Source organism: Aerococcus viridans, assembly GCF_001543285.1.
GTDB classification, from domain to species: Bacteria; Bacillota; Bacilli; order Lactobacillales; family Aerococcaceae; genus Aerococcus; species Aerococcus viridans.
Window position 1 is genome coordinate 97,625 of the sequence record NZ_CP014164.1, and the last position, 21,478, is coordinate 119,102.

At 36.8% G+C, this 21,478-nt stretch carries 25 protein-coding genes; 13 read left to right on the plus strand and 12 right to left on the minus strand.

From position 1 onward, the window contains the following. The first annotated feature begins 71 nt into the window (after positions 1-71). The 5 genes from AWM76_RS00450 (at position 72) to AWM76_RS00470 (ending at position 4,551) form a co-directional block, all read left to right on the plus strand. Entirely contained in the window at positions 72-1,253 is a 1,182-nt protein-coding gene (locus AWM76_RS00450) for an alpha/beta fold hydrolase (protein WP_003142851.1), read from the plus strand. A 90-nt stretch (positions 1,254-1,343) separates the two neighbouring features. Next, positions 1,344-2,168 carry an immunity protein Imm33 domain-containing protein gene (locus tag AWM76_RS00455; RefSeq protein ID WP_039935821.1) on the plus strand — a complete coding sequence of 275 codons (825 nt, stop codon included), beginning with the start codon at positions 1,344-1,346 and terminating at the stop codon, positions 2,166-2,168. 39 nt (positions 2,169-2,207) lie between these two features. Beyond that, positions 2,208-2,582: a CidA/LrgA family protein gene (locus AWM76_RS00460; protein ID WP_003142848.1), complete on the plus strand. Its 375-nt coding sequence runs from the start codon at positions 2,208-2,210 to the stop codon at positions 2,580-2,582. Then, positions 2,575-3,267 (plus strand): LrgB family protein, encoded by a 693-nt coding sequence (locus tag AWM76_RS00465; RefSeq protein ID WP_039935817.1) that lies wholly within the window; start codon positions 2,575-2,577, stop codon positions 3,265-3,267. Before AWM76_RS00460 ends, AWM76_RS00465 begins: the two co-directional genes overlap by 8 nt. Positions 3,268-3,510: 243 nt before the next feature. Next, positions 3,511-4,551 carry a branched-chain amino acid aminotransferase gene (locus tag AWM76_RS00470; protein ID WP_003142846.1) on the plus strand — a complete coding sequence of 347 codons (1,041 nt, stop codon included), beginning with the start codon at positions 3,511-3,513 and terminating at the stop codon, positions 4,549-4,551. A 160-nt stretch (positions 4,552-4,711) separates the two neighbouring features. Here AWM76_RS00470 and AWM76_RS00475 read toward each other — a convergent pair whose 3' ends face one another. The 7 genes from AWM76_RS00475 to AWM76_RS00505 form a co-directional block, all read right to left on the minus strand. Beyond that, positions 4,712-5,215: a nucleoside 2-deoxyribosyltransferase gene (locus AWM76_RS00475; RefSeq protein WP_003142845.1), complete on the minus strand. Its 504-nt coding sequence runs from the start codon at positions 5,213-5,215 to the stop codon at positions 4,712-4,714. A 69-nt stretch (positions 5,216-5,284) separates the two neighbouring features. Beyond that, a complete protein-coding gene (locus AWM76_RS00480) occupies positions 5,285-5,950 on the minus strand; it encodes an HD domain-containing protein (protein ID WP_003142844.1) in 666 nt (221 codons plus the stop codon). Positions 5,951-5,978: 28 nt separating this feature from the next. Continuing rightward, positions 5,979-6,653, minus strand: coding sequence for a deoxynucleoside kinase (locus tag AWM76_RS00485; protein ID WP_003142843.1), 675 nt, complete (start codon positions 6,651-6,653; stop codon positions 5,979-5,981). A 121-nt stretch (positions 6,654-6,774) separates the two neighbouring features. Continuing rightward, entirely contained in the window at positions 6,775-7,464 is a 690-nt protein-coding gene (nrdG, locus tag AWM76_RS00490; protein ID WP_106427309.1) for an anaerobic ribonucleoside-triphosphate reductase activating protein, read from the minus strand. A gap of 61 nt (positions 7,465-7,525) precedes the next feature. Continuing rightward, positions 7,526-9,796, minus strand: a complete 2,271-nt coding sequence (gene nrdD / locus AWM76_RS00495; protein ID WP_003142840.1) for an anaerobic ribonucleoside-triphosphate reductase — start codon at positions 9,794-9,796, stop codon at positions 7,526-7,528. A gap of 278 nt (positions 9,797-10,074) precedes the next feature. Continuing rightward, the gene (locus AWM76_RS00500; RefSeq protein ID WP_003142838.1) at positions 10,075-12,084 is read right to left on the minus strand and encodes a DUF438 domain-containing protein; all 2,010 of its coding nucleotides are present in this window, start codon (positions 12,082-12,084) and stop codon (positions 10,075-10,077) included. Beyond that, the gene (locus tag AWM76_RS00505) at positions 12,065-12,334 is read right to left on the minus strand and encodes a DUF1858 domain-containing protein (protein WP_003142836.1); all 270 of its coding nucleotides are present in this window, start codon (positions 12,332-12,334) and stop codon (positions 12,065-12,067) included. The genes AWM76_RS00500 and AWM76_RS00505 overlap by 20 nt, the downstream gene beginning before the upstream one ends. Before the next feature lie 221 nt (positions 12,335-12,555). Here AWM76_RS00505 and AWM76_RS00510 point away from each other — a divergent pair, with 221 nt between their 5' ends. Beyond that, the gene (locus tag AWM76_RS00510; protein ID WP_003142835.1) at positions 12,556-12,915 is read left to right on the plus strand and encodes a metal-sulfur cluster assembly factor; all 360 of its coding nucleotides are present in this window, start codon (positions 12,556-12,558) and stop codon (positions 12,913-12,915) included. Positions 12,916-13,185: 270 nt separating this feature from the next. Further along, positions 13,186-13,458 (plus strand): hypothetical protein, encoded by a 273-nt coding sequence (locus AWM76_RS00515; protein WP_060779288.1) that lies wholly within the window; start codon positions 13,186-13,188, stop codon positions 13,456-13,458. A gap of 29 nt (positions 13,459-13,487) precedes the next feature. On the opposite strand, the gene AWM76_RS00520 is transcribed toward AWM76_RS00515, so the two are convergent. Beyond that, positions 13,488-14,171, minus strand: a complete 684-nt coding sequence (locus AWM76_RS00520) for an IS6-like element IS1216 family transposase (RefSeq protein ID WP_060779289.1) — start codon at positions 14,169-14,171, stop codon at positions 13,488-13,490. A gap of 343 nt (positions 14,172-14,514) precedes the next feature. Here AWM76_RS00520 and AWM76_RS00525 point away from each other — a divergent pair, with 343 nt between their 5' ends. Further along, entirely contained in the window at positions 14,515-15,510 is a 996-nt protein-coding gene (locus tag AWM76_RS00525; protein WP_003143671.1) for a two pore domain potassium channel family protein, read from the plus strand. A 116-nt stretch (positions 15,511-15,626) separates the two neighbouring features. Here the strand turns inward: AWM76_RS00525 and AWM76_RS00530 are convergent, their stop codons facing one another. Both AWM76_RS00530 and AWM76_RS00535 read right to left on the minus strand, forming a co-directional pair. Further along, the gene (locus AWM76_RS00530; RefSeq protein ID WP_060779290.1) at positions 15,627-16,310 is read right to left on the minus strand and encodes an IS6-like element IS1216 family transposase; all 684 of its coding nucleotides are present in this window, start codon (positions 16,308-16,310) and stop codon (positions 15,627-15,629) included. Positions 16,311-16,337: 27 nt separating this feature from the next. Beyond that, positions 16,338-16,751: a nucleotidyltransferase family protein gene (locus AWM76_RS00535; protein WP_060779291.1), complete on the minus strand. Its 414-nt coding sequence runs from the start codon at positions 16,749-16,751 to the stop codon at positions 16,338-16,340. Between the two features lie 188 nt (positions 16,752-16,939). Here AWM76_RS00535 and AWM76_RS00540 point away from each other — a divergent pair, with 188 nt between their 5' ends. From AWM76_RS00540 to AWM76_RS00560, 5 genes are all read left to right on the plus strand, one after another. Next, positions 16,940-17,182, plus strand: coding sequence for a hypothetical protein (locus AWM76_RS00540; RefSeq protein ID WP_003143333.1), 243 nt, complete (start codon positions 16,940-16,942; stop codon positions 17,180-17,182). 61 nt (positions 17,183-17,243) lie between these two features. Further along, the gene (locus AWM76_RS00545) at positions 17,244-17,603 is read left to right on the plus strand and encodes a type II toxin-antitoxin system RelE/ParE family toxin (protein ID WP_003143332.1); all 360 of its coding nucleotides are present in this window, start codon (positions 17,244-17,246) and stop codon (positions 17,601-17,603) included. Beyond that, positions 17,596-17,874 carry a helix-turn-helix domain-containing protein gene (locus AWM76_RS00550; RefSeq protein WP_003143330.1) on the plus strand — a complete coding sequence of 93 codons (279 nt, stop codon included), beginning with the start codon at positions 17,596-17,598 and terminating at the stop codon, positions 17,872-17,874. Before AWM76_RS00545 ends, AWM76_RS00550 begins: the two co-directional genes overlap by 8 nt. Positions 17,875-18,111: 237 nt before the next feature. Beyond that, positions 18,112-18,429, plus strand: coding sequence for a type II toxin-antitoxin system RelB/DinJ family antitoxin (locus AWM76_RS00555; RefSeq protein WP_050774130.1), 318 nt, complete (start codon positions 18,112-18,114; stop codon positions 18,427-18,429). After that, the gene (locus AWM76_RS00560) at positions 18,419-18,694 is read left to right on the plus strand and encodes a type II toxin-antitoxin system YafQ family toxin (RefSeq protein WP_003143327.1); all 276 of its coding nucleotides are present in this window, start codon (positions 18,419-18,421) and stop codon (positions 18,692-18,694) included. Before AWM76_RS00555 ends, AWM76_RS00560 begins: the two co-directional genes overlap by 11 nt. A gap of 166 nt (positions 18,695-18,860) precedes the next feature. Here the strand turns inward: AWM76_RS00560 and AWM76_RS00565 are convergent, their stop codons facing one another. Further along, a complete protein-coding gene (locus AWM76_RS00565; protein WP_060779292.1) occupies positions 18,861-19,196 on the minus strand; it encodes a hypothetical protein in 336 nt (111 codons plus the stop codon). 570 nt (positions 19,197-19,766) lie between these two features. Then, complete coding sequence (locus AWM76_RS00570) at positions 19,767-20,081, minus strand: helix-turn-helix domain-containing protein (protein ID WP_003143325.1); 315 nt, start codon at positions 20,079-20,081, stop codon at positions 19,767-19,769. Positions 20,082-21,478: the final 1,397 nt, after the last annotated feature.

Sequence of the window (21,478 nt, forward strand, 5' to 3'; positions counted from 1 at the left end):
CATTTTAAGGGCGTATGTGATTTGTCACTGCGTCTTTTTCTATATAATGATAGAAAAGAGGGGGAGATTGTATGAAAAATTGGCTTGTGTTGTTGGTAACCAGTGTTGTACTTACTGGTTGTGGGTTAAATTACCAGGATGAAGGTACAGATTTGGATGCGCTGAATATGGATGAGGAGGTTGCTAGCTTGGATGAAGAGCCCTCCCTTTTCGCGGAAGATGTTGAGGCTAATGGAGAAGAGGCATTGAGTCAATTTAATGCAAAAATGGCTGATTTGCCTACAGTTGAGCTAAGAGATTCTGGCATTCAAGAGAGTCATTTTCTGCGTTTGAATGGCCTAGACCAGTATGTGTATGAGGTAGGTCAGGGTGAAGGCTTACCGGTGGCGATTTTCCTCCATGGGGGACCTGGCTTTTCTTATACAAACCAAGCAGACACTTTGGTTGGTTTATCTGATCAGGTGAATGTACTTTTTTGGGATCAGATTGGTGCGGGTAAAACTTATGAAGCGAATTCAAATGCAGAACCCAATATGGACGATTTACAGGCTTCTTTAACAGATTTAGTTGCATATACCAAGGCCCGTTATGGGGTTGATCAAGTGGGCATTATTGGTCATTCATGGGGGTCGGCGTTAGGGGTCTCTTATGCGCTTGACCATCCGGATGATGTGGCTTTTTATGTGGGTATTGGGCAAGTTGTCACACCAGTTGAGGATGAGGCAGTGGCTTTAAGTCAGACGCGAGAATTGGCGACAAGTTTAGGGCGTCAAGATTTACTTGATCAATTAAGTGAGATTTCAACTGATTATCCTAACACGGAAAATTTTTTGACTTTAGCTTATGAGGCGGCGATTTTACGGTCAGTTCAGCGTGAATTAGGGTTTGGAACAGCTGATTTTGTCCAATATTTACCTTTATTGTTAACCAATCAGGTGGATAAATTATCGGCAGGTGACCGGGAAATGCTTGACCGTATGTTACTCAACCAGCGCTTGTATCGAGAGTTATTAGCGACAGACATATATGCAAGGGACCTCGAATTCAGTATGCCTGTTTACCTGATTTCTGGGGAAAATGATATCCAAGTACCAAGAAGTCAGTCAGAAAAAATGATTGAAAGGGTTCAAGCACCGACAAAAGAAATGATCATTATACCGGATGCTGGGCATACCCCAATGATTGATCAGGAAACTGATTTTATACAAACGCTAACAACCATTATAAACCGTACATTTTCGGCAAATGGATGATTATTTTTTGCCAATTTGTATGCTAAAATGGATAAGGACAAATCTGTTCAACAACAACATTTGATCTACAACAATATGCGGAGGATAAATATGACCAAGCAATTGATTCCAAACGGCGGTAATTGTTTAGCTTCGGTAGCACTACTTGAAGGTAAGCAGCCATTATTATGGGCCTTCCGTGAAAAGAGCTTGATGCCAAGTGATAGTGGTTGGCGTTTTTTTGCTGTGACGGATACGCAAACTGAAATTATGGACGGAAAGAGCGTACTTCTTGTCGATATTAATAAAATTGCTGAGCTGGAACCAACTGTAGCGGGTATTTATTGGTATCCAGAAGGAGCTGATTTTCAGTTAGCCAGTAAAGATGGCAGCAAATATTTCGTGTACAACGATACTTTCGAAAGAGTAGTACCGGCAACCAACTACAAAGACTTACCACGTTCGTCAAAAGCCTTCGTACAACATTTTAAAGAAGCCAAGGAAACATTAACGACTAATGCCATGGCTGAAAGCTTACAATTAACTGCTGAAAAAGTGGATATGCTAAAACTATTAGATTTAATGCATACAAGCGATGCAGGTAATCTATCAGATATAGAAATCTTTCTTAATACGGGTTTATTATTAGGCTTCGTAGATATGCGAAATAAAGCCCTACATATGACCTTATCAGATGGGCAATTGGATGATATTGTGGGCACTATGATGGATTATTTTAATCTAAATCGAGAGAAAGCTGTTGCCTACGTTTACCATTACGCTAACTTAAAGCATGATGGAACAGCGGTTGCTGAACAACAATTGACGATGTATGGTGGCAAAATGTATGAGTGGTTAAAAGTGGATGACTTTCATGCAATCAAAAATGAATATGCTAACCTAGTGATGCATCATCGCAAAGCCAAAATGGTTTAGCGAATTTTACCTAATCTAAACAGAATGGAGCGTTAAAAAGTGAAGTATTTTAAGCAAGCCTTTATTATTATTGTGATTACTTTAATCTCTGAAGTATTATCACACATATTACCTTTACCCTTGTCAGCCTCAATTTACGGCATGGTTATATTATTTATCTGCTTAATGACTGGTGTGATTAAGCTGGAACAAGTTGAAAATGTAGGTGAATGGTTAATTGCCGTGATGCCTGCTATGTTTGTAGTGCCAGGTGCTGGTTTTATTACCTCTTGGGCAAGTTTACAGCCGCATTTATTATCTTGGTCTGTGATTATTTCGGTGACAACTATCCTTGTGATGGCCGTTGCTGGTCTTATAGCGCAATCGTTGCAAAAACGTCAGATTGCTAAGAATGGAGGAGAAAATAATGAATAGTTTATTTGATTTGTTCCCCTCATTTGGTTTATTTCTAACCTTAGGCGTATACATGATTGCCATGTGGATAAACAAGAAATTAAAAACACCTATTGCCAATCCGTTGTTAATTGCAGTTATTTTAATTATTGCGATCTTAGTTATTGGCAAGGTAAATGTGCCTGTTTACCAAGAAAGCGCGAGTTTTGTGTCGTATTTGTTAACACCAGCAACTATTTCTTTAGCTATTCCTGTATATAAACAACGGCACATTTTAAAAGAAAACTTCTGGACAATTATTATTACAGTTGTGGCAGCTATGATTACAGCCGTTGTGAGTGTCTTGATTGTCGCTGTTATCTTTAATATGGATGAAGAAATTTTACGTTCGGTGCTATCTAAATCAGTAACAACTGCCATCGCGATTGATATTACCGAAATAATTGGTGGTATTACACCAATTATTGTTGGTTCAGTTGTTTTGACAGGTATCTTTGGTGTTGTGGTGAACGAATGGATTTTCAAACTTCTAAAAATTGATTCATATTTTGCGCGTGGTTTAGCTATGGGGACTTCAAGTCACGCCATGGGTACAGCAGAATCAATGAAAATTAATGAACTTCAAGGCGCGATGTCTAGTATCGCCATGGTAATATCTGGTATTGTGATTGCTATTTTAGTACCAATCGTTGCAGGTTTCCTATAAAAATTGGTAAGCGCTAGTTACTAAATATATTTCAAAAAGTGTTGTCTATTTTGGACAACACTTTTTATTTATCAATAAAAAGCAAAAAAAAGAAAAAATGAGATTTATTCTCATTTTTATTAGAAATAAACTACCCTTTTTCTCATAAATAGTGTTAAACTAATAGTATATTAATGGATCGTGAGAGGCGTTTATTTGCTTAGATGAACAATATCCAAACCAACACGAATTTCATATAAACACATGATTGAAAGGATGAGTAGCATGACAGTAGATATCAAATGGGAAGAATTAGGTTTTGAATATATAAACTTACCATACCGTTGGCGTGCCTATTGGAAAGATGGCGAATGGTATAAGAGTGGTTTGGAAACTGAAAATACGATCCAGATTGAAGAAGGGGCACCAATTTTACATTACGGACAGGGTGCTTTTGAAGGATTAAAGGCATTTAAAACAAAAGAAGGCGATATCCAAATCTTTCGTCCTGACCAAAATGCGAAACGTTTAAATGCATCGGCAGCCCGTTTAGTGATGCCTGAAGTACCAGAAGAAGACTTCATTCATGCGGTTAAAGAAGTGGTTAAAGCAAATGCTGAATATGTGCCACCATATGGTACAGGTGCATCATTCTATCTACGACCAACTTTAATTGGCGTAGGGGATAATATTGGTGTGCATGCAGCAAAAGAATATATCTTCACAGTATTTGCCATGCCAGTGGGCCGTTATTTTAAAGGTGGTATGGTTCCAACAGCCTTTACAACATCTGAATTTGACCGTGCGGCACCTCATGGTACAGGAGCAGCAAAGGTTGGTGGAAACTATGCGGGTAGTTTACAGCCAGGAATTGAAGCCAAAGAACAAGGATACTCTGACGTTGTATATTTAGATCCGGCTACACATACAAAAATTGAAGAAGTAGGTTCCGCAAACTTCTTTGGTATTGAAAAAGATACCAATAAATTTGTGACACCTAAGTCACCTTCAATCTTACCGTCAATCACTAAGTACTCATTACTTTGGTTAGCTGAACACCGTTTAGGCTTAGAAGTTGAAGAGGGCGATGTGTATATTGATGACTTAGACCGCTTTAGCGAAGCAGGAGCATGTGGTACAGCGGCTGTTATTTCACCAGTATCATTTATTACCCATAACGACCATAAACATGTATTTTATTCAGAAACTGAAGTAGGCCCAATCACCAAAAAATTGTATGATGAATTAGTGGGTATCCAAAATGGTGACGTTGAAGCACCAGAAGGCTGGATTGTTAAAGTTTAAAATAAAGACAGAACCACCAAAAGTGATTAACCTGATAAAAAACGAATAGATTGTTTAATCTTTAATGAAAATATTAAAAGCATGAAAGGGTGGCAAAATGCCTTTCATGCCTTTTTTGGTATACAAAAAGCACCAGGCTAACCTGATGCTTTTCCATTTTTTAGATAACATCCATGTCTGGAAGTGGGTTTGTTGGGAAGTGGTTGAAGTCATAAGTTGCTAATTCATTGATATCAGTCATGAAGTAAGTACCTCCACGCGCAATCATTAAGTTTAATTCTTTATTTTCTAAACCATTTTCACTTAATAAGACAACGATAGCAGGTTTGTGCATTGCACGCATAAAACCTAACTCAAAGGCTGTACCGTCATCGACGTTTTCAACGTCATATAAGAAAACACCAGCGTCTGCAGTATTCATTGCAGATAGGTCGTTTTGATAGGTCGCTACTTGCCATTCAAATGAACCAAAAATACCTTCTGGATCACGGTCAAAAGATGTGTCTTTGTATTGGTGATCAAATGGGAAATGAACAACACCAACAGTTGGGTTCGCGTTTAAGGCTTTTGTCGCTTCCTCTACACGGCGAACTTGGTCAGGATTGAAAAAAGGTGTTGCTAGATATAATTTAGTGCTTGCTGAAGTATCTTTACGTTTATCCAATGATATAACCTCTTTCTTAAATTCAAAATGACTTGCTAATTACATTCTACAATAAATAATACGAATTGTTTAAATATTTCCTTGCCACTCAGCCATAAATTGGTCAAGAAATTGTCGCATAAAAAGTGTCCGCTCATGCGCAATCTCTTTGCCAGCTTCTGTATTCATAGAATGTTCTAGTTTAAGTAGCTTTTCATAGAAATGGTTAATTGCAGTTGAAGGGTGGTTGCGGTAATCATCTTTATTCTGCACATCAATCACAGGGATTTTTGGATTATAGATTTCGTTATTAGCGTGACCGCCGTAGGCAAAGGTGCGAGCAATACCAATTGCACCAAGGGCATCAATTCGGTCTGCATCCTGAACGTATTGGCCTTCAACAGACAAATCATATTGGGTGGTTAAGTTTTTTGAGTAGGACATATGTTGAATAGTATAAAGAATATTTTCTCGACTAGCTGGCGAAAGACATAACTCATCTAAAAGTTGTTCAACTTCCATTTGACTAAAAATAATATCCGAAACTAGCTTGTCATCAATTGTATCATGTAAATACGCAGCGGCTTCAATGATGATCAAAGCCTCAGTATTACTTTCACCATAATCTGCTATATACAGGGTTTTAGCAAGTTTAGCAACTCGATCTGCATGCCAGTAATCATGACCAGTGGGGTCAAACGCCATGCGTTCTCTTGCAAAATCTTGAATTTTTTTAAGCCGTATTACCATTTCCATTTGCCCATCTCCTTAACCAAACAGTATTTTATTCAAATGTGTCAGCAGTCACAATATCATTTTCAATCATAAAGTCTTTAATATCTTGAATTAAGACATTTTGATGGTGGGGGTACTTGACCAAGTCGTATTTTTCCATATCAATGAACATCACTTTGGATTGATTATAGTGATTTTCCACCCAATCATCATAACCAGACCATAAGCGGTGGTAATAGTTGGTGAGTTCCTCTCCTTGTTCAAAATCACGTCCACGGTTTTCGATGCGAGTCATCACTGTTTCAAAAGAACCATGCAGATACAACATTAAATCAGGATGCTTGCGCGGGATTTCAGCTAATTCTTCCATCATATTACGAGATAGATTTTCGTAAATTGAAAACTCTTCTTCACTAATACGGCCAATGTCTGTATTCACTCTAGCAAAGTACCAATCTTCAAAAATAGATCGATCTAAAACTGTTTTATCTTCTCTAGAAGCTTGCTTAATTGTTTTAAATCGTGAATTCAAAAAATCCAATTGTGTTAAAAATGGATACCGCTTCAACAATTGCTCTTCTGGACTAGCTTTATAAAAATAAGGCAACATAATGTTATCCTCTACCGATTCGTAGAAGGGTTTAAAGTCTAATTCATCTCTGATTAAGTTTGTAACGGTGGTTTTACCTAGGCCGATCATCCCACCAACGGTTATCATTGTCATTGTGTAACTCCTAACTTTTTTAAAAATCGTAAACCTTTAAATGAAATGGTTTAGCTAAAAAATCATTCTATACCTATCTCAGAATAAAAGGTCATTTGATATTTGTAAACCGATAAAATAATTACTTATATGGCAAGCCGTCAGCATTTGTCCAAAGTACAAGCTCATTCTTTTGAAGACTCGCTGGGACATCAATAATTCGCTGGTTGCGACTTCCTCTAAACTGTAAAGTTAGATCCATTTGATCTTGTAGGAAACGACCATCAACCAACACATCGATTAAGTCTAAGAGGGCAAGTTTATCTTCTGAATCGACTAGTAACTCTTCAAAGGTATAACCTGACCAGCACCAAATATCTTTACTGTGCCCATAGCGGTCACGTAAAGCCTGGCATAGCGGTAGTAAGATATTAGTGTTTAGCATAGGTTCCCCACCTAATAAGGTCAAACCTTGGCAGTAACTAGCCCCAATATCTTCCAAAATTTGATTTTGTAGTGCTTCAGTGTAATCAATTCCGTAGTTGAAATTCTGGACAACTCGGTTGTAGCAGCCTGGACAAGCAAAGAGACAACCACTGACGTAAATGGAACAACGAACACCTTCGCCATCCACAAAGTTATAAGCTTTGTAGTCAGCGATTTTTCCTCTAGACCAATCTTTTGCTAACCATTCTTTTGGTTCTGGGTTGTTGGGGGATTTGGGTGCGCGCTGGGCTCTTCTAGCTAACCTCTTCTGAATTAATTCGGCCCTTTTAATATCTTCTTCACTAAGAAAGTCTTCAGGTCGCGCCTCTTGCTTGTCTTCCACCATAGACCGTTCGGTATATTTTTTAGGAATTAAGGATTTTTCCGTCTGTTTGGCATTTTCATCCTTATGGTTGGTCGTCAATCTGATCACCCCATACTGGTTCATTGTAGACAATGGCATCTTCTCCGTCCGCTTCAAATGAGGTATTTACGCGACTTTGAGAGAGATGTTTTGTCCGAGATGAAATTTCTTTATGTCGTCCGTTTACCATTGGTCGTTGCTGTGGATTACCGAGGTAACCACAAGTCCGTTTAACGACATCGCAGGTTTTAGGGTTACTATTACCACATTGTGGGCATTTAAAGCCGCGGTCAGTTGGTTCAAAATCACCATCAAAACCACATTCATAGCAGTGGTCAATTGGGGTGTTAGTCCCTAGATAGCCTACCCGGTCATAGGCGAAATCCCACACAGCTTCAAGCGCTTTAGGATTTTGTCTCATATTTGGGTACTCACAGTAGTGAATGAAACCACCACTTGCATATTGCGGATAGTCTTTTTCAAATTCAAGTTTTTCAAACGGCGTAGGAGATTTGCGGACGTCATAGTGAAATGAGTTTGTATAGTATTCTTTATCCGTAATATCCGAGATTGGCCCAAATTTTTCAAGGTCCAATTCGCAAAAACGATCAGTCAGACTTTCAGCTGGTGTTGAATAGATACTAAAGTGGTAGCCGTAGGTATCTCCTAGATGATCAGCTTTTTGTTTCATCGTTTTCAAAACAGACAGGGTAAAGTCCTTTGCGTCAGGATTTGACTCCCAATTAGGGCCATAAAAAGCTGTACCGATCTCATATAAACCGATATATCCCATTGATATGGTAGACCGTTTCTGATTAAATAATAGGTCGACTGGCTCATCCTCATTTAATCTTTTACCAAAGGCACCGTGCATATATAAAATCGGTGCGTTTTCTGGCTTAGCTTCCTTTACCCGGTTGATACGGAATAAAAGCGCATCCGCCATAATATCTAGCCGTTCATCTAATATGCTAAAGAATCGTTCTTGGTTGCCTTTAGCTTCAAGTGCAATCCGTGGTAAGTTTAAACTGACCACGCCAAGATTCATCCGGCCACTATTCACTTCTTGTCCATGCTTATCTTGCCAAGCCTGTAAGAAAGACCGACAACCCATGGGTGCTTTGAAAGAGCCTGTTAATTCAACAATTTTGTCATACATTAAGACATCCGGGTACATTCTTTGCGTCGCACAAGTCAGTGCTAATTGCTTGATATCGTAATTAGGATCTTTAGGTTCAAGGTTTACCCCTCGTTTAAGGGTGAAGACCAACTTAGGAAAAATGGCAGTCCTTTTTTCCTTGCCTAATCCTTCGATACGAATATCAAAAATAGCTTTTTGAATTTCTCGCTCATACCAAGAAGTCCCTAAACCAAAGCCAAAGGTTGTAAAGGGTGTCTGACCTTGAGAAGTATATAAAGTATTGATTTCGTACTCTAGACTTTGGATTGCATCGTGGATATCTTTTTTCGTACGAGACTTTGCGAAGGCCTCTTGTTTTTTGGCACCATCGATCCATTCTCTAGCAATAGCGAGATTCTTTTTGTAATTCATTTCTGCATAAGGCGCTAAGACTTCGTCTATGCGGTCAACAGTCGTACCACCATATTGACTAGATGCAACATTAGCAATAATTTGAGCCGTTTGAGCTGCTGCTGTTTGAATGGATTTTGGTGATGCCACTTCGGCGTTACCAATCTTGAAGCCATTACTAAACATATTTTCTAGGTCAATCAATGAACAGTTTGTCATTGGTGCGTACGGATTATAGTCCAAGTCATGGATATGAATATCCCCTTTTAAGTGCGCATTAGCGACATGCTTTGGTAGCATTTTAAGGCCGATAGCTTTCGACACGATACCTGCTGTTAAGTCGCGTTGGGTATTAAAGACCTTACTATCCTTATTGGCATTTTCGTTCACCACATCCTGTGCTTTATTGATAAGCCCTTGCATACGAGTCTGGATGTTAGTTGCATTAGCAAACCTTTCTTCAGCCACTTGTCTGTTTGCTAGATAGGTCTCTGCTATATGGTTGAAATTTTGGTCTTGTAAAACTTGCACTAACTGGTGATGAATAGTGGTCACCTCTATGGCGTCATTAGGGTTTGCTTTTTGAATATCGGCTAAATTTGCCAATACTTGGTGCAATATTAGGTTGATATCAGCTGTTTCAGCTTGTTTACTTTGACTTGCTTTTATAATGGATTGTTGTAATTTGTCGACATCAAAAGCGACCGTTCGACCATCACGTTTGTGTACTTTTACTTGGTCAAAGCTATCTAGGTGTAATATTTCTTGAACTGCTTGTGCCATGAATAGTGCCTCCTTACTATAACATGAAAAATAAGTTTAGACACAACATATAGTGTCGTCATCAAAATATTTTATCATATATAGTGTTCCGTACAAGGGTAAATGAAAATGGTGCATGGGTCAAAAAGTAAAAATGAAGAAAAATAAACAATTAATGTATGATTTTAAAAAGCGAAAAATAAAAACGGTCAAAAAACCACCATGACTGATTAAAGAATGGTGGTATTGACCGAATAGTTTATTTAAATAACCTGAGTTCAAACTAGTCATCTTTTGAATTAAAAAAAGTGCTTTTCTGTATTTGCTAAATTTCGGTAGTCTTGAATATCTAAGACAGCCTCTACTACCCCGCGGAATTGATCTTGATCATCAAAAGTGGCTAGGTATTCGATATATGCAAAAAAATTAGGGCTAGAAAAGCGCATTGGCTGAATAATCAGACGAGCATTTTTTAAATCATCTAAAAGTTGCGCAATCTTTGGCCATAAGCGTGGTGGATGACAAAACTCAATGTCACGACCGATTTCCAAAGGTGAGCGTTTGAAAATCATCTGATCATAAGGCACCACGTGGTTGAAATATCTAAAACAGAAGTTTTCGTCTATATAGGTAATTTCAAAAGGCAGGGCGTTCATTAAACTGGTGAACTCAGCAAGGGATAGATAGCCATTTTCCAAGTCTAATGGTTGATCAATGGCTACTTGGTCTGGTCTAGTGAGCAGTTGATTGTGGTGACTATACCAATCAACCTGTACATATCCATCGGAAAATTGTATCGTTTCACTTTGTTTGCTAGTGCGATTTTCTTTGAGTCGTACTAAAGTTGTCAATTTTTTGTTTTTTAAATCTGCTTCATCCGGTCCTTTAACAGAACGGTCTGTGCCTGGGGCGATGTCAATAAACCGTTGAATATTCTGGACGCATTCGACGATGCCTAAGAATTGATGTTCATCATCGAATAGTGGTTGATATGTCACATAAATCATTGCAGTACCCCCAGCGCTTGTTTCTTGGAACCAGTAGGATACAGCCTTTTCTTGACCAGATTTTAGTTTTTCAAAAACTGGGTGAATTGTTTTCCAAATACTGGCTGGAAAAAGCGTCTGTGCAGCCATCCCTATCTGACAATTTTCACGATATTGAAAGGGGAACCCCGTCTTATCTTGACAGGGCAGGGTGTAATTTGTGTATTGAATATGTCCTGCTGAATTGATAAAGGTAAGGGTGACTGGTATCCGGTCTAAGATAATCCGCATTTGGTTGGTAGATAAGAATCCATCGCCAACAGGGAGTGGCATGTCAGGGTCAATGATCGCTTGCTGGTAGCTTTCTGTAGCTTGAAATTCGGGTTTTCTTTCCCAGCTGATGAGCATAGCGCCATCAGGAAAACTGATTTTTTGGCTTTCAATGATGGCTTTACGTGGCTGGTCTACATTTTTGGTAAGTGGTGTAGTGTCTTCATGTTGGTCATCATCTTTTTCATCTGAACTTGTCCATGTACCTGTAGGTCGGATAATCGCAAAGCCGTAAATATCACTTTGTTCACTAACCTTGGCCCAATCTTGACTAGACAAACTTTCGGCTAGAATATTTATAAGAATGGCTTCCTCTTTAAAAATCATCTCCTTAAATTCATATTCAAAATCTGCAAAAGCTAACTTTACTATCGTTAATCTTTCTGTAAAATCTGTATTTCTTAATAAATCGACTTGCTTTAAAGCTGCTTGAAATAGGTCACGAATCTCATCATCTTTGGCCCACATAACTTTGGGTGGCGCATGATAACCGTATTTTTCAAGCAGTGGAAAGAAAACCCGTTCTTTACGAGTATAGTGGTGTTCAAATTGCCCTAAGAGTTGGTATTGCCGCTTCAGGCCGTCTGTAAAGTCTAAGCGACTAGGATCATCTTCGTTTAAGGCTTCTAAGGCTTTAAAAATATTGTTGATTCGGTTAATGCAGGCTCTAAAGGCCATGTTTTCAGCTTTAAATACCTGAACGGGATGATTTTCTTGTTCGATTTCTACAGCTGAATGACCTGTTACTTGGTCTTCAAACATGCGGGCATGTACGTTACACAATTTCAAGACATCTTCAAAGGTGATGTCATTATCGTCTTTGTAGATAATTTTTTGCTCCATCATGGCGATTTCAATGGCCGAAACACCGGAAAAGTGCTGGTTAAATGCTTCTTGTAAACTGTTAGGGTCTACGCCATGGTGAAGTTGCGTCAACATGTCAGTAAGCACCTGTAATCGTTGTTTTTCTTGGTTAGTATGCTTCTTTTTCATTATTTTTCTTTACTCCAATTGGTTGATAGCCATTGTAAATCAGTTGTTGACAGATAAATGCTACGGAGACACCTGCAATTTTAGCACCGCGATTAAGGGTCACAAATTGGCCGATTGATTGGCGTAAGATTGGGTCTTCCAAAGGGGTAAAACCAATTTCAACTAATAAAGCTAATAGGTCGGGATGGTCGTCGATGAGCGTTTTGACAGGTTGGTTAAAGTCAACAGTGAAATCATCGGTAGGGTTCATATGCAATCACTTATCCTTTTATACTTTTGAGTAGTTGGTTAAATAGCACTACTACTTGAGAAGAATAGTAAAGTTTCTGAGCTTTGAAAGCAATAAACCTAAGGATGTAGATTTATCTTAATACAATATTGTTTACGAATTAAAATGAGATCATCCTTTCTTTGACCCTTGAAGAGCTAGCTAGCTAAAGTGATAGTTAACGCAAAGGAAGGAGTGAAGAGATGTCCGTATCAGCAAGTACATATGGGATTGTTTTTAAAGGAGAGGCTGTGAACCACCAAAAGGACATAATGGCGCAATTACTCGAGGTTATTGACCCAGAGTTAGGGATTGATTTTCCAAATTTAGGTTTAATTTATGAAGTAGATCTGAATCTCACAGGTGAGTGTACTGTAGTGATGACCCTTACGACACCAGCTTGTCCATTAGTATTTGTGATTGAAAAGGACTTTCAGGAAAAGCTGAGTCAATTAACTATCATAAAGGCAGTGACTGTGACGATTACATTCGATCCTGTCTGGTCAATCCAACGACTAAGTCCTTTTGCCTGTGTCTGCCTTGGTATGCCGATTCAAGGATAAAAAGCACTAGGACTGCATGAAATGCCTCTTTTTATGATAGGATAGATAAACTTATCTGAATATGCTCTATTACAGTAATTAAATTCGAAAAACATACTTAAATTGTTTTTAAAGAGCTCAACCTGGAAAAAAGTATTCTTGATTAACGCATGATTATTTGCATTTTCAAAATAAGACAATTATACTTAAATCAAATATAGTTTACAAACGTAAACAAATATAATTATCATGCAGTAGGAGGTAGAAAATAAGACAAAACATCATTAGGATATGCACCATGATCACGACCATGAACATATGAATCACGGAGAGCATAACCATGACCACCATGATCATAGTGGCCACGATGGTCATGGACATGGCGGACACGGCGCGCATATGATGGCTGATTTTAAGCAACGTTTCTGGGTAGTTTTGGTATTATCTATCCCTTTAGCGATTATTGCACCTATGCTGATGCACTTGTTTGGTTACCATATTGATTTTCCGGGCCAAGGGCTTCTAGAGTTTGGCCTTGCGGTTCTGTTGCAAAGTTTTAAATAAAGAATAAAATCCCTTACGGTATCTATGATTTAAGCTGGGATTCCCAATAATACCTTGATTTCAGTACAGACCGAAAACCCGAAGAGAGTGCCTTCTTTTCGGGTTTTCTTATATAATCCTCGAATGGCTTCCATGCCTTTAATCGTGGTAGAGGCAGTGCGTAAACTTCGATAGAATTTATTGCGTCTCTTTACTGGACGATGGTCTTGTTCAATCAAATTATTCAGGTATTTAATAGTACGATGTTCTGTCCCTTGATAAAAGCCGCCGTATTCTTTTAGTTTCTTAAAGGCACTTGTAATAGAGGGGGCTTTATCTGTGACTACAACCTTCGGTTCATCAAACTGCTTCACTAACCGCTTAAGAAAAGCATAGGCTGCTTGTGTGTCCCGTTTTTTACGTAACCAAATATCCAAGGTTAAACCATCTGCATCGATGGCTCGATACAAATAATGCCATTTTCCTTTAATTTTGATGTACGTTTCATCCATTTTCCATGAATAAAAGGATTTTTTATTTTTCTTTTTCCAAATTTTATAGAGTAGTTTGCCATATTCTTGCACCCAACGATAAATCGTCGTATGAGAAACGTTAATGCCACGATCATATAAGATTTCTTGAACTTCACGATAGCTAAGGTTATAACGAAGATAGTAGCCCACGGCTACAATAATCACATCCTGCTGAAATTGCTTTCCTTTAAAATGATTCATCGTCATTCCTCCTGCTATCTTTTTCTATTATTCTACCTTATTTGATAGTAGATTTAAAACTTTGCAACAGAACCGGTTTTTGTCTGTGTGGAGGAACTGATTCCAAATTCGCAAAACAATGGTTATAGTGAAGTAGCCACCATGGCTTTTATGCTTGGTTTTGCGATTGTGATGACCTTAGATGTGGCGATTGGTTAAGAAATAACAATTAAAGGGGTCTTTTTTCTCTGCAAATGAAATAGGTGAGAAAAGACCCTCTTTTTATTTTCTAAAGGCTATCATTATAAATTGTGAACGACTTGCTTTAAAATAAGACTACAGTGAATAGAAAGTAGGAATTTTCATGTCATATCTTTTGTATGTTCTTGGTGCAGCGATTATTATTGTGACGCTGATTGATATTATTTGGACCACTTTATGGGTAGATGGGGGAGAGGGGTGGATAACGGACCGATTAACTACAGTCATCTGGCGTAGAATTTTAAAATCAGGTAAGGAGAACCTGATGAATATTTCTGGTCCTTTAATTCTCACGGCTACATTATTTACGTGGTTCTTTCTCCTCTGGTTTGGCGCAACGGTCTTTTTCGCTGGCGATTTAGGTGCCATTGTTGATTCTTCTTCTAGTCAATCCATTACTTGGTATCAATTACCGTATTACAGCGGCTTTGTGGTGTTTACATTAGGGATCGGCGACTTTACACCTCAAACCACTTTTTTTCAAATAACTACCGCTTTATTTTCCGGAATAGGCATGTTGATGCTCACTCTTGGGGCCTCTTATATCCTTTCTATTGTCAGTGCAGTGGTTGAAAAAATGACACTTGCACGTAATATTATGGGAATTGGAGAAAGCAGTGTAGATTTTTTGCAAACGATATGGAACGGGAAAAATTTTAATCAGCTGGATGACGTTTTAGCTGACTTAAATTCACAAATTAATCAATATACAATACAAATTCAAGCTTTTCCTTTGCTTAAATACTACCACAGTGAGGATATTGAAAAAGCAACCACGGTAGCGATAGCAGTGCTCTATGACTCTGTACTGGTTCTCAGATATGGGATAAAAACTGAAAGATTAGTGAATACGACACTAGTTGATGCAACAGTAAAAAGTATTAATAATTTTATAGATACTTCTAGCGATGGTTATGGCAATCTTTTTGAAGATTATGATAAAAATCCGCCAAAACTTGAACTATCCAGTTTAGAACAGACAAGGATCCCTTTAAATCGTCAAGAAGACTATGAAAAAAATATGGAAGAATACGAAGACAAACGATATCAGCTACAAAAAATCATTATGATTGATTACCATGACTGGCCAAATCAGTAAAAAATAAAAGAGTGCTCATTTGTCTGCTTTACAGCAAAGCAGACAAATGAGCACTCTTTTTTGGTTCTGTTGCAAAGTTTTAAATAAAGAATAAAATCCCTTACGGTATCTATGATTTAAGCTGGGATTCCCAATAATACCTTGATTTCAGTACAGACCGAAAACCCGAAGAGAGTGCCTTCTTTTCGGGTTTTCTTATATAATCCTCGAATGGCTTCCATGCCTTTAATCGTGGTAGAGGCAGTGCGTAAACTTCGATAGAATTTATTGCGTCTCTTTACTGGACGATGGTCTTGTTCAATCAAATTATTCAGGTATTTAATGGTACGATGTTCTGTCCCTTGATAAAAGCCGCCGTATTCTTTTAGTTTATTAAAGGCACTTGTAATGGAGGGGGCTTTATCTGTGACTACAACCTTCGGTTCATCAAACTGCTTCACTAACCGCTTAAGAAAAGCATAGGCTGCTTGTGTGTCCCGTTTTTTACGTAACCAAATATCCAAGGTTAAACCATCTGCATCGATGGCTCGATACAAATAATGCCATTTTCCTTTAATTTTGATGTACGTTTCATCCATTTTCCATGAATAAAAGGATTTTTTATTTTTCTTTTTCCAAATTTGATAGAGTAGTTTGCCATATTCTTGCACCCAACGATAAATCGTCGTATGAGAAACGTTAATGCCACGATCATATAAGATTTCTTGAACTTCACGATAGCTAAGGTTATAACGAAGATAGTAGCCCACGGCTATAATAATCACATCCTGCTGAAATTGCTTTCCTTTAAAATGATTCATCGTCATTCCTCCTGCTATCTTTTTCTATTATTCTACCTTATTTGATAGTAGATTTAAAACTTTGCAACAGAACCGAATGTCTTTCATATCTGTATCAATACCAGATTTAACTTGCTCTTTCTGTGGCGATACATGATGTTTGAAATACTCATCAATTCGTTTATTAATATGCTTGCCAATGTCTTTTGTAATAATACGATTTGTTAATTCTTTTATCTTATTCGGCAACTGTCGAACAGCGTTGCTGACTTTTTGAAACACGCTAAGGGCTTGCTCTTCAGCATACTCTTCGTTACTAGCCATTTGGTCTAAAACATATATTTCAGTATCTCTAGCGAGATTTATTGTTGTATATTCACCGTTACCAAGATAATCTTTAGTTAAATCATGATATTCTACATAACTTAAATATTCATTACTAGTTGAATCATAAATATTCAATGATTCTTCAACACTATCTAACAAATCAAGCTGACGGTTTAATCACTCTGTTCTTAATTTATGACGTTCATCTCTCAATGCTATTTCAGCTTGCTTTTTAGCATTTTTTCATCTTCTAACGCTTTTTTACTTTCCGAAAATGTAAGTTAGCAGCTTCAATTTTAGCGTTTATTGTTGGCCATTTTTCGTTGGACTGTTTCTCTACACGTTCAAATTTCTCTTCTTTTTCAGTCACAACAGTTGTAGATGCAGATGAAATTTCAGCTGATAATATTGATTTTGCCTACTGGAATGAACTAGAACAAACTTATGATTCAGAATTCAAAGTAGGCAACAAACGAATATTGCTTCGTGAAATTAAAGATGATCCAAAAATTATCAAACAAGCAGTAGCAGAAGCTTTAGACAGTGATTTGGAAGGGGTTGATTAATGTGCTATCTCTTAATAATGAATGGAGTGACAATTGATAGCATTTGTGCTATCATATAAATATGGTTAACAAAAAAATTGAATTTGAATTTTTTGATGAAGAAGAGTTTAAAAAATTCTTAGATAAATTGCCCTCAAAAGATGCAATTAAAGTGATGTCTATGATTGATAATATTGAAATTAGAGGCATTCAATCATCCATCAAAAACCAATGGGTTAAGAAATTGGATGATAACTTATTCGAAATTAGGTCGAAATCTAGTAATAATATACAACGTGGGATTTACTTCCATGTAAAGGATTCACGATATATTATTACCCACTTCTTCACTAAGAAAGATCAGAAAACGCCAAAACGTGAAATTGAACGTGGGAAAAATCGGCGTAAATTATACTTTGTTAGGAGGAAATCAGATGAATAGAGTATTAGAAGAATATGCTGCAGAAAGAGAATTAAAAGAGCCAGGATTCGCTGAAGAATGGGAAAATGAAAAAGTACAGAATCGTATTGCAGATCAAATCTACAATATTCGCAAAAATCTAGGTTTAAGCCAACGTGAATTTGCTAAATTGGTTGGTAAACCGCAGTCCACTATAGGTAGAATTGAATCTCGTGAAGTGAATGCTTCTTTGGATACTATTGTATCTATTGCAAATGCAACGAATAAAAAACTAATAGTTGAGTTAGTGTAGTTACATCATTCATTCTAAATTTTTTTAGATTTTGAAAAAAGCACAAGAGTCCTTTGATATCCTGTGTTTTTTTTGCGTTTCCATACTTTCGTAGAGTTAATCTCATTTTAAAAAAAGTCAATTCAAATCCAGGCAACCTTTAGTTTGAATACTTGGGCGTTTCGATTGTAGGTTATTGTATTAACAAAGTAACACTAATGTGTTACAATGTTTTACATAAGAAAGGTGGTATATGATATGGAAAAAGCTCGTAAAACACGTACTTCACCTAAAAGAGTGACTAAAGGAAAAAGCAACAAATCTGAATCTTCTACAATTACCATAAGAGTGGATAAAGACCTTAAAGAAGAAGCTGCCGAATTATTTGAAGATTTAGGTATGAACACGTCTACAGCTATTAATACATTTTTAAGACAAAGTGTCCGTGAAAATAAAGTCCCATTTGAAATTAAAAGAAATATTGAAACTGAAAATGCCCTACGAGAAGTTAAAGAAGGTCATTTAGAAACCTTTGAAAATTTTGATGAATTTTGGGAAGATTTAAATGAAGATTAGTAGGACTTCAAATTTCAAACGGGATTACAAAAAGTTTAAGAAAAAACACTATGATATGGATAAGCTTGCTCAAGTTATCAAACTCATTATCAATGGTGAAAAAGAAACTTTGCGTACACAATACCATGACCATATGTTAAAAGGTCAATATGCTGGTTTTCGTGAATTACATATTGAGAAAGACTGGTTGCTGGTCTATAAAGTAGATAACGATCAATTGATCCTGACTTTAATTAGAACTGGCACGCATGATGATTTATTCTAAAAACGGCCCTACCAATATGGTGGGGTTCTTTTTTTTACGCTGATTATTGCTTGTGCAAGCACAGCTATTATAAATGTTGCTTTGATTGTAAATGATTATTTTTTATTTTATTCGGAGGCATATGCATCTGTTCAAAATCGCTCCATTGTGTTTTTTATATACATTATCAATGTGGTACGCCTTTTTGGTTTGCATGTATGTAATACTCATCAATTTCCAAACCAACAATACTTAACCCATTGATATCTTCAACAGATTTCTTCAAAGTCTTTACGTGTGCATGTCTCAAGTCGTTTTCAGTTACACCACTATCCCCTAGTGCTTGAGCGAAATTTTCGTAATCGTCATAATTTGATGCAGTAATTACTAACGGAAAATTATTTGATTGAAAGTGCTTGATTCTGGTGTTCTTGTTCTTTTTGGTAAAAAAATTATCAATATTGCCGTCTACTTTCTTATGTTCGCCACGTTCTATATATTTTTGATTTCTCTTCTCGATCATCTGATTCTGCTTAGCTTGTAATTCTGTGTACGCAGTTTTGTTCAAAATTACATGTTCATGAATTTGAAAGCTATATTTGTTTTTGGTCTCTGATTGCTGAATCTTGAGAGTCTAATTCGTAATGGCTTTTAGACAAACCTCCGTAGCTCATACCTTCCCCAATATGTGCATTTGCTGTGGTCATTTTATCAGCCCCTAGGTGTATTTAAATTCAATATAGCACACCAATTTTTCTAACTTGTCCTAATAGGACAAGAGGCTTGTAGGTTTGGCAAATTCTATGTTTACTAGCCACTTCGTGCCGCAAACGACCTTGTTGGGGAACACTCTGCCCCACTAATACCCTTGATAAACCCGTTCAAAACGCAGCCGTTTTGAGCAAAAAAAGAGACCTGAAATGTGGCCGTTTCGGTCTCATTTTTAGGCAAGATCAATCAGTTTTTTCGTCGTTTGTGTCGAACAAAGTAGAGCTCGCTAAACAAAAAAGATAGAAAAGCACATTTTTTAAAGTGCTTTTCTATCTTTCATAATAAGCTATTCTAATCTGTATATATATCGCTGCCAAGATAATTATCCTTTTGCGGAAGCATATTCGATTTCTTCAACCATTTCAGGATTTTGTTCGATTAATTGTAGTAATCTTCTAGCACTACCGTTTGGATGTGATTTTCCAGTTTCCCAAGCTTCAACCGTTCTAACCGATACTACTAAAAGATCGGAAAAAACTTTTTGTGTCATTTGTGTTTTGTTACGGACTGTTTTGACAGCCGATGGATTGTATTCCGGTAGATTATTTAATGTGTACTTTCTAACCATAACTTTATTTGGTTTGTTATGAGTGAACTTTATTAATTCACTCATACTGTCTTTTAGTGTATCACGCATATTAATTAGCCCCTATTTTTAACTTTTTTTTAAAATCAGTGATAAATTGTTTGATTTCTTTTTTGTCTTTATCTGTCAAAGACTCTTTTTCACTTTTAGGGTATACATCTAAAAAGGCATAAATAGCTTCCATCGCAATGAAATAAATGATTCGATAAGAACCGCTTTTGCCTTTTTTTTGAAGACTCTGGATTAAATCTTAACTTTATTGCGCCACCCGTTTTTTGAATCATATCTCCTAAATATACTGCAAGGCAAGACATTTGGTAATTGAAGAATAACAAGCAAAAAAATAGCAATTAGGTCTTTTGACAAAGTATAGTTGCTATTCTTTTTTTAGGCCCTACTTTAATGAAATTTTTGTTTGGAGGGAATGACTTCATTCCTTTAATTATTTCAGTTGAATTTAATAGAGAAGCCTAGCGTCTATTAAGAAATGATTTTCTTGATGAGCGTCAATTTTTTTTGAGGTAGGGACCCTTATACTAAAATGGGTATTCGGACGGAGGGAAGATTTCTCTATTTTTTGGTATACACCAAAGGACGAAAAAAATTAATGCAATTCGTTTAATACACAGTTTTTTCTCGTCTTATCCACGTATAAACACAGTATTTTCTCGTCATTTAATCGCTGTATCCCTTGATATCATTGGGTTTATTTTTATCCAAAAGGTATAAAAGATAAAGTATTTACGATATATATAAAAGGTTCATTATTTCACTAAAAAATTTAATATATGATACGTAAATTTCTCGTGATTTCTCAATATACAAAGTGTCTTCCTTGACGACAAATCTGAAATTTGTCGTTGTAGTTTATCATTATTGACGACAAAAGTGGGCATCATTGACGACAAAACTGAAATTTGTCGTTGTAGTTTATCATCATTGACGACAAAAGTGGGCATCATTGACGACAAAACTGAAATTTGTCGTTGTAGTTTATCATCATTGACGACAAAAGTGGGCATCATTAACGACAAAAGTTGGTGTTGATAACGACAAAAGTTTAAAGTTGTCGTTATTTAAAAGGAGATTTCTTATTTATTGCTGCATATCAAAAGTGGGCATCATCAGCAACAGAAATGGGTGTCGTTAGCAACAATTTATGGATTTGTTGCTATAAAAAGAGATTATCAGCAACAAAAGTGGGTACTAACAACGACAAAAGTTGGTGTTGATAACGACAAAAGTTTAAAGTTGTCGTTATTTAAAAGGATATTTCTTACTTATTGCTGCATATAACGACAAAAGTGGGCGTTAATGACGATTTTTTTATTTTCTTTCGTCATTTACATTCTAATGATGAAAGAAATTGGCACTCAAAACGAATATATTTATATTTTTCGTCTTAACAAAGGGAATGACGAAAAATAATGGTGGTATTAACGAATTTT

Bases quoted from the DNA above. Each gene is read 5' to 3' on its own strand.
- AWM76_RS00500 (WP_003142838.1), bottom strand. From the start codon at position 12,084: ATGAAAAAGAAGCATACTAACCAAGAAAAACAACGATTACAGGTGCTT.
- AWM76_RS00485 (WP_003142843.1), bottom strand. From the start codon at position 6,653: ATGACAATGATAACCGTTGGTGGGATGATCGGCCTAGGTAAAACCACC.
- AWM76_RS00570 (WP_003143325.1), bottom strand. From the start codon at position 20,081: ATGCGTGATACACTAAAAGACAGTATGAGTGAATTAATAAAGTTCACT.
- AWM76_RS00530 (WP_060779290.1), bottom strand. From the start codon at position 16,310: ATGAATCATTTTAAAGGAAAGCAATTTCAGCAGGATGTGATTATTATA.
- AWM76_RS00525 (WP_003143671.1), top strand. From the start codon at position 14,515: ATGTCATATCTTTTGTATGTTCTTGGTGCAGCGATTATTATTGTGACG.
- nrdG (WP_106427309.1), bottom strand. From the start codon at position 7,464: ATGGTGGAAGACAAGCAAGAGGCGCGACCTGAAGACTTTCTTAGTGAA.
- AWM76_RS00450 (WP_003142851.1), top strand. From the start codon at position 72: ATGAAAAATTGGCTTGTGTTGTTGGTAACCAGTGTTGTACTTACTGGT.
- AWM76_RS00465 (WP_039935817.1), top strand. From the start codon at position 2,575: ATGAATAGTTTATTTGATTTGTTCCCCTCATTTGGTTTATTTCTAACC.
- AWM76_RS00515 (WP_060779288.1), top strand. From the start codon at position 13,186: ATGCACCATGATCACGACCATGAACATATGAATCACGGAGAGCATAAC.
- AWM76_RS00510 (WP_003142835.1), top strand. From the start codon at position 12,556: ATGTCCGTATCAGCAAGTACATATGGGATTGTTTTTAAAGGAGAGGCT.
- AWM76_RS00520 (WP_060779289.1), bottom strand. From the start codon at position 14,171: ATGAATCATTTTAAAGGAAAGCAATTTCAGCAGGATGTGATTATTGTA.
- AWM76_RS00550 (WP_003143330.1), top strand. From the start codon at position 17,596: ATGAATAGAGTATTAGAAGAATATGCTGCAGAAAGAGAATTAAAAGAG.
- AWM76_RS00480 (WP_003142844.1), bottom strand. From the start codon at position 5,950: ATGGAAATGGTAATACGGCTTAAAAAAATTCAAGATTTTGCAAGAGAA.
- AWM76_RS00545 (WP_003143332.1), top strand. From the start codon at position 17,244: ATGGTTAACAAAAAAATTGAATTTGAATTTTTTGATGAAGAAGAGTTT.
- nrdD (WP_003142840.1), bottom strand. From the start codon at position 9,796: ATGGCACAAGCAGTTCAAGAAATATTACACCTAGATAGCTTTGACCAA.
- AWM76_RS00560 (WP_003143327.1), top strand. From the start codon at position 18,419: ATGAAGATTAGTAGGACTTCAAATTTCAAACGGGATTACAAAAAGTTT.
- AWM76_RS00555 (WP_050774130.1), top strand. From the start codon at position 18,112: ATGGAAAAAGCTCGTAAAACACGTACTTCACCTAAAAGAGTGACTAAA.
- AWM76_RS00565 (WP_060779292.1), bottom strand. From the start codon at position 19,196: ATGATCGAGAAGAGAAATCAAAAATATATAGAACGTGGCGAACATAAG.
- AWM76_RS00470 (WP_003142846.1), top strand. From the start codon at position 3,511: ATGATTGAAAGGATGAGTAGCATGACAGTAGATATCAAATGGGAAGAA.
- AWM76_RS00455 (WP_039935821.1), top strand. From the start codon at position 1,344: ATGACCAAGCAATTGATTCCAAACGGCGGTAATTGTTTAGCTTCGGTA.
- AWM76_RS00505 (WP_003142836.1), bottom strand. From the start codon at position 12,334: ATGAACCCTACCGATGATTTCACTGTTGACTTTAACCAACCTGTCAAA.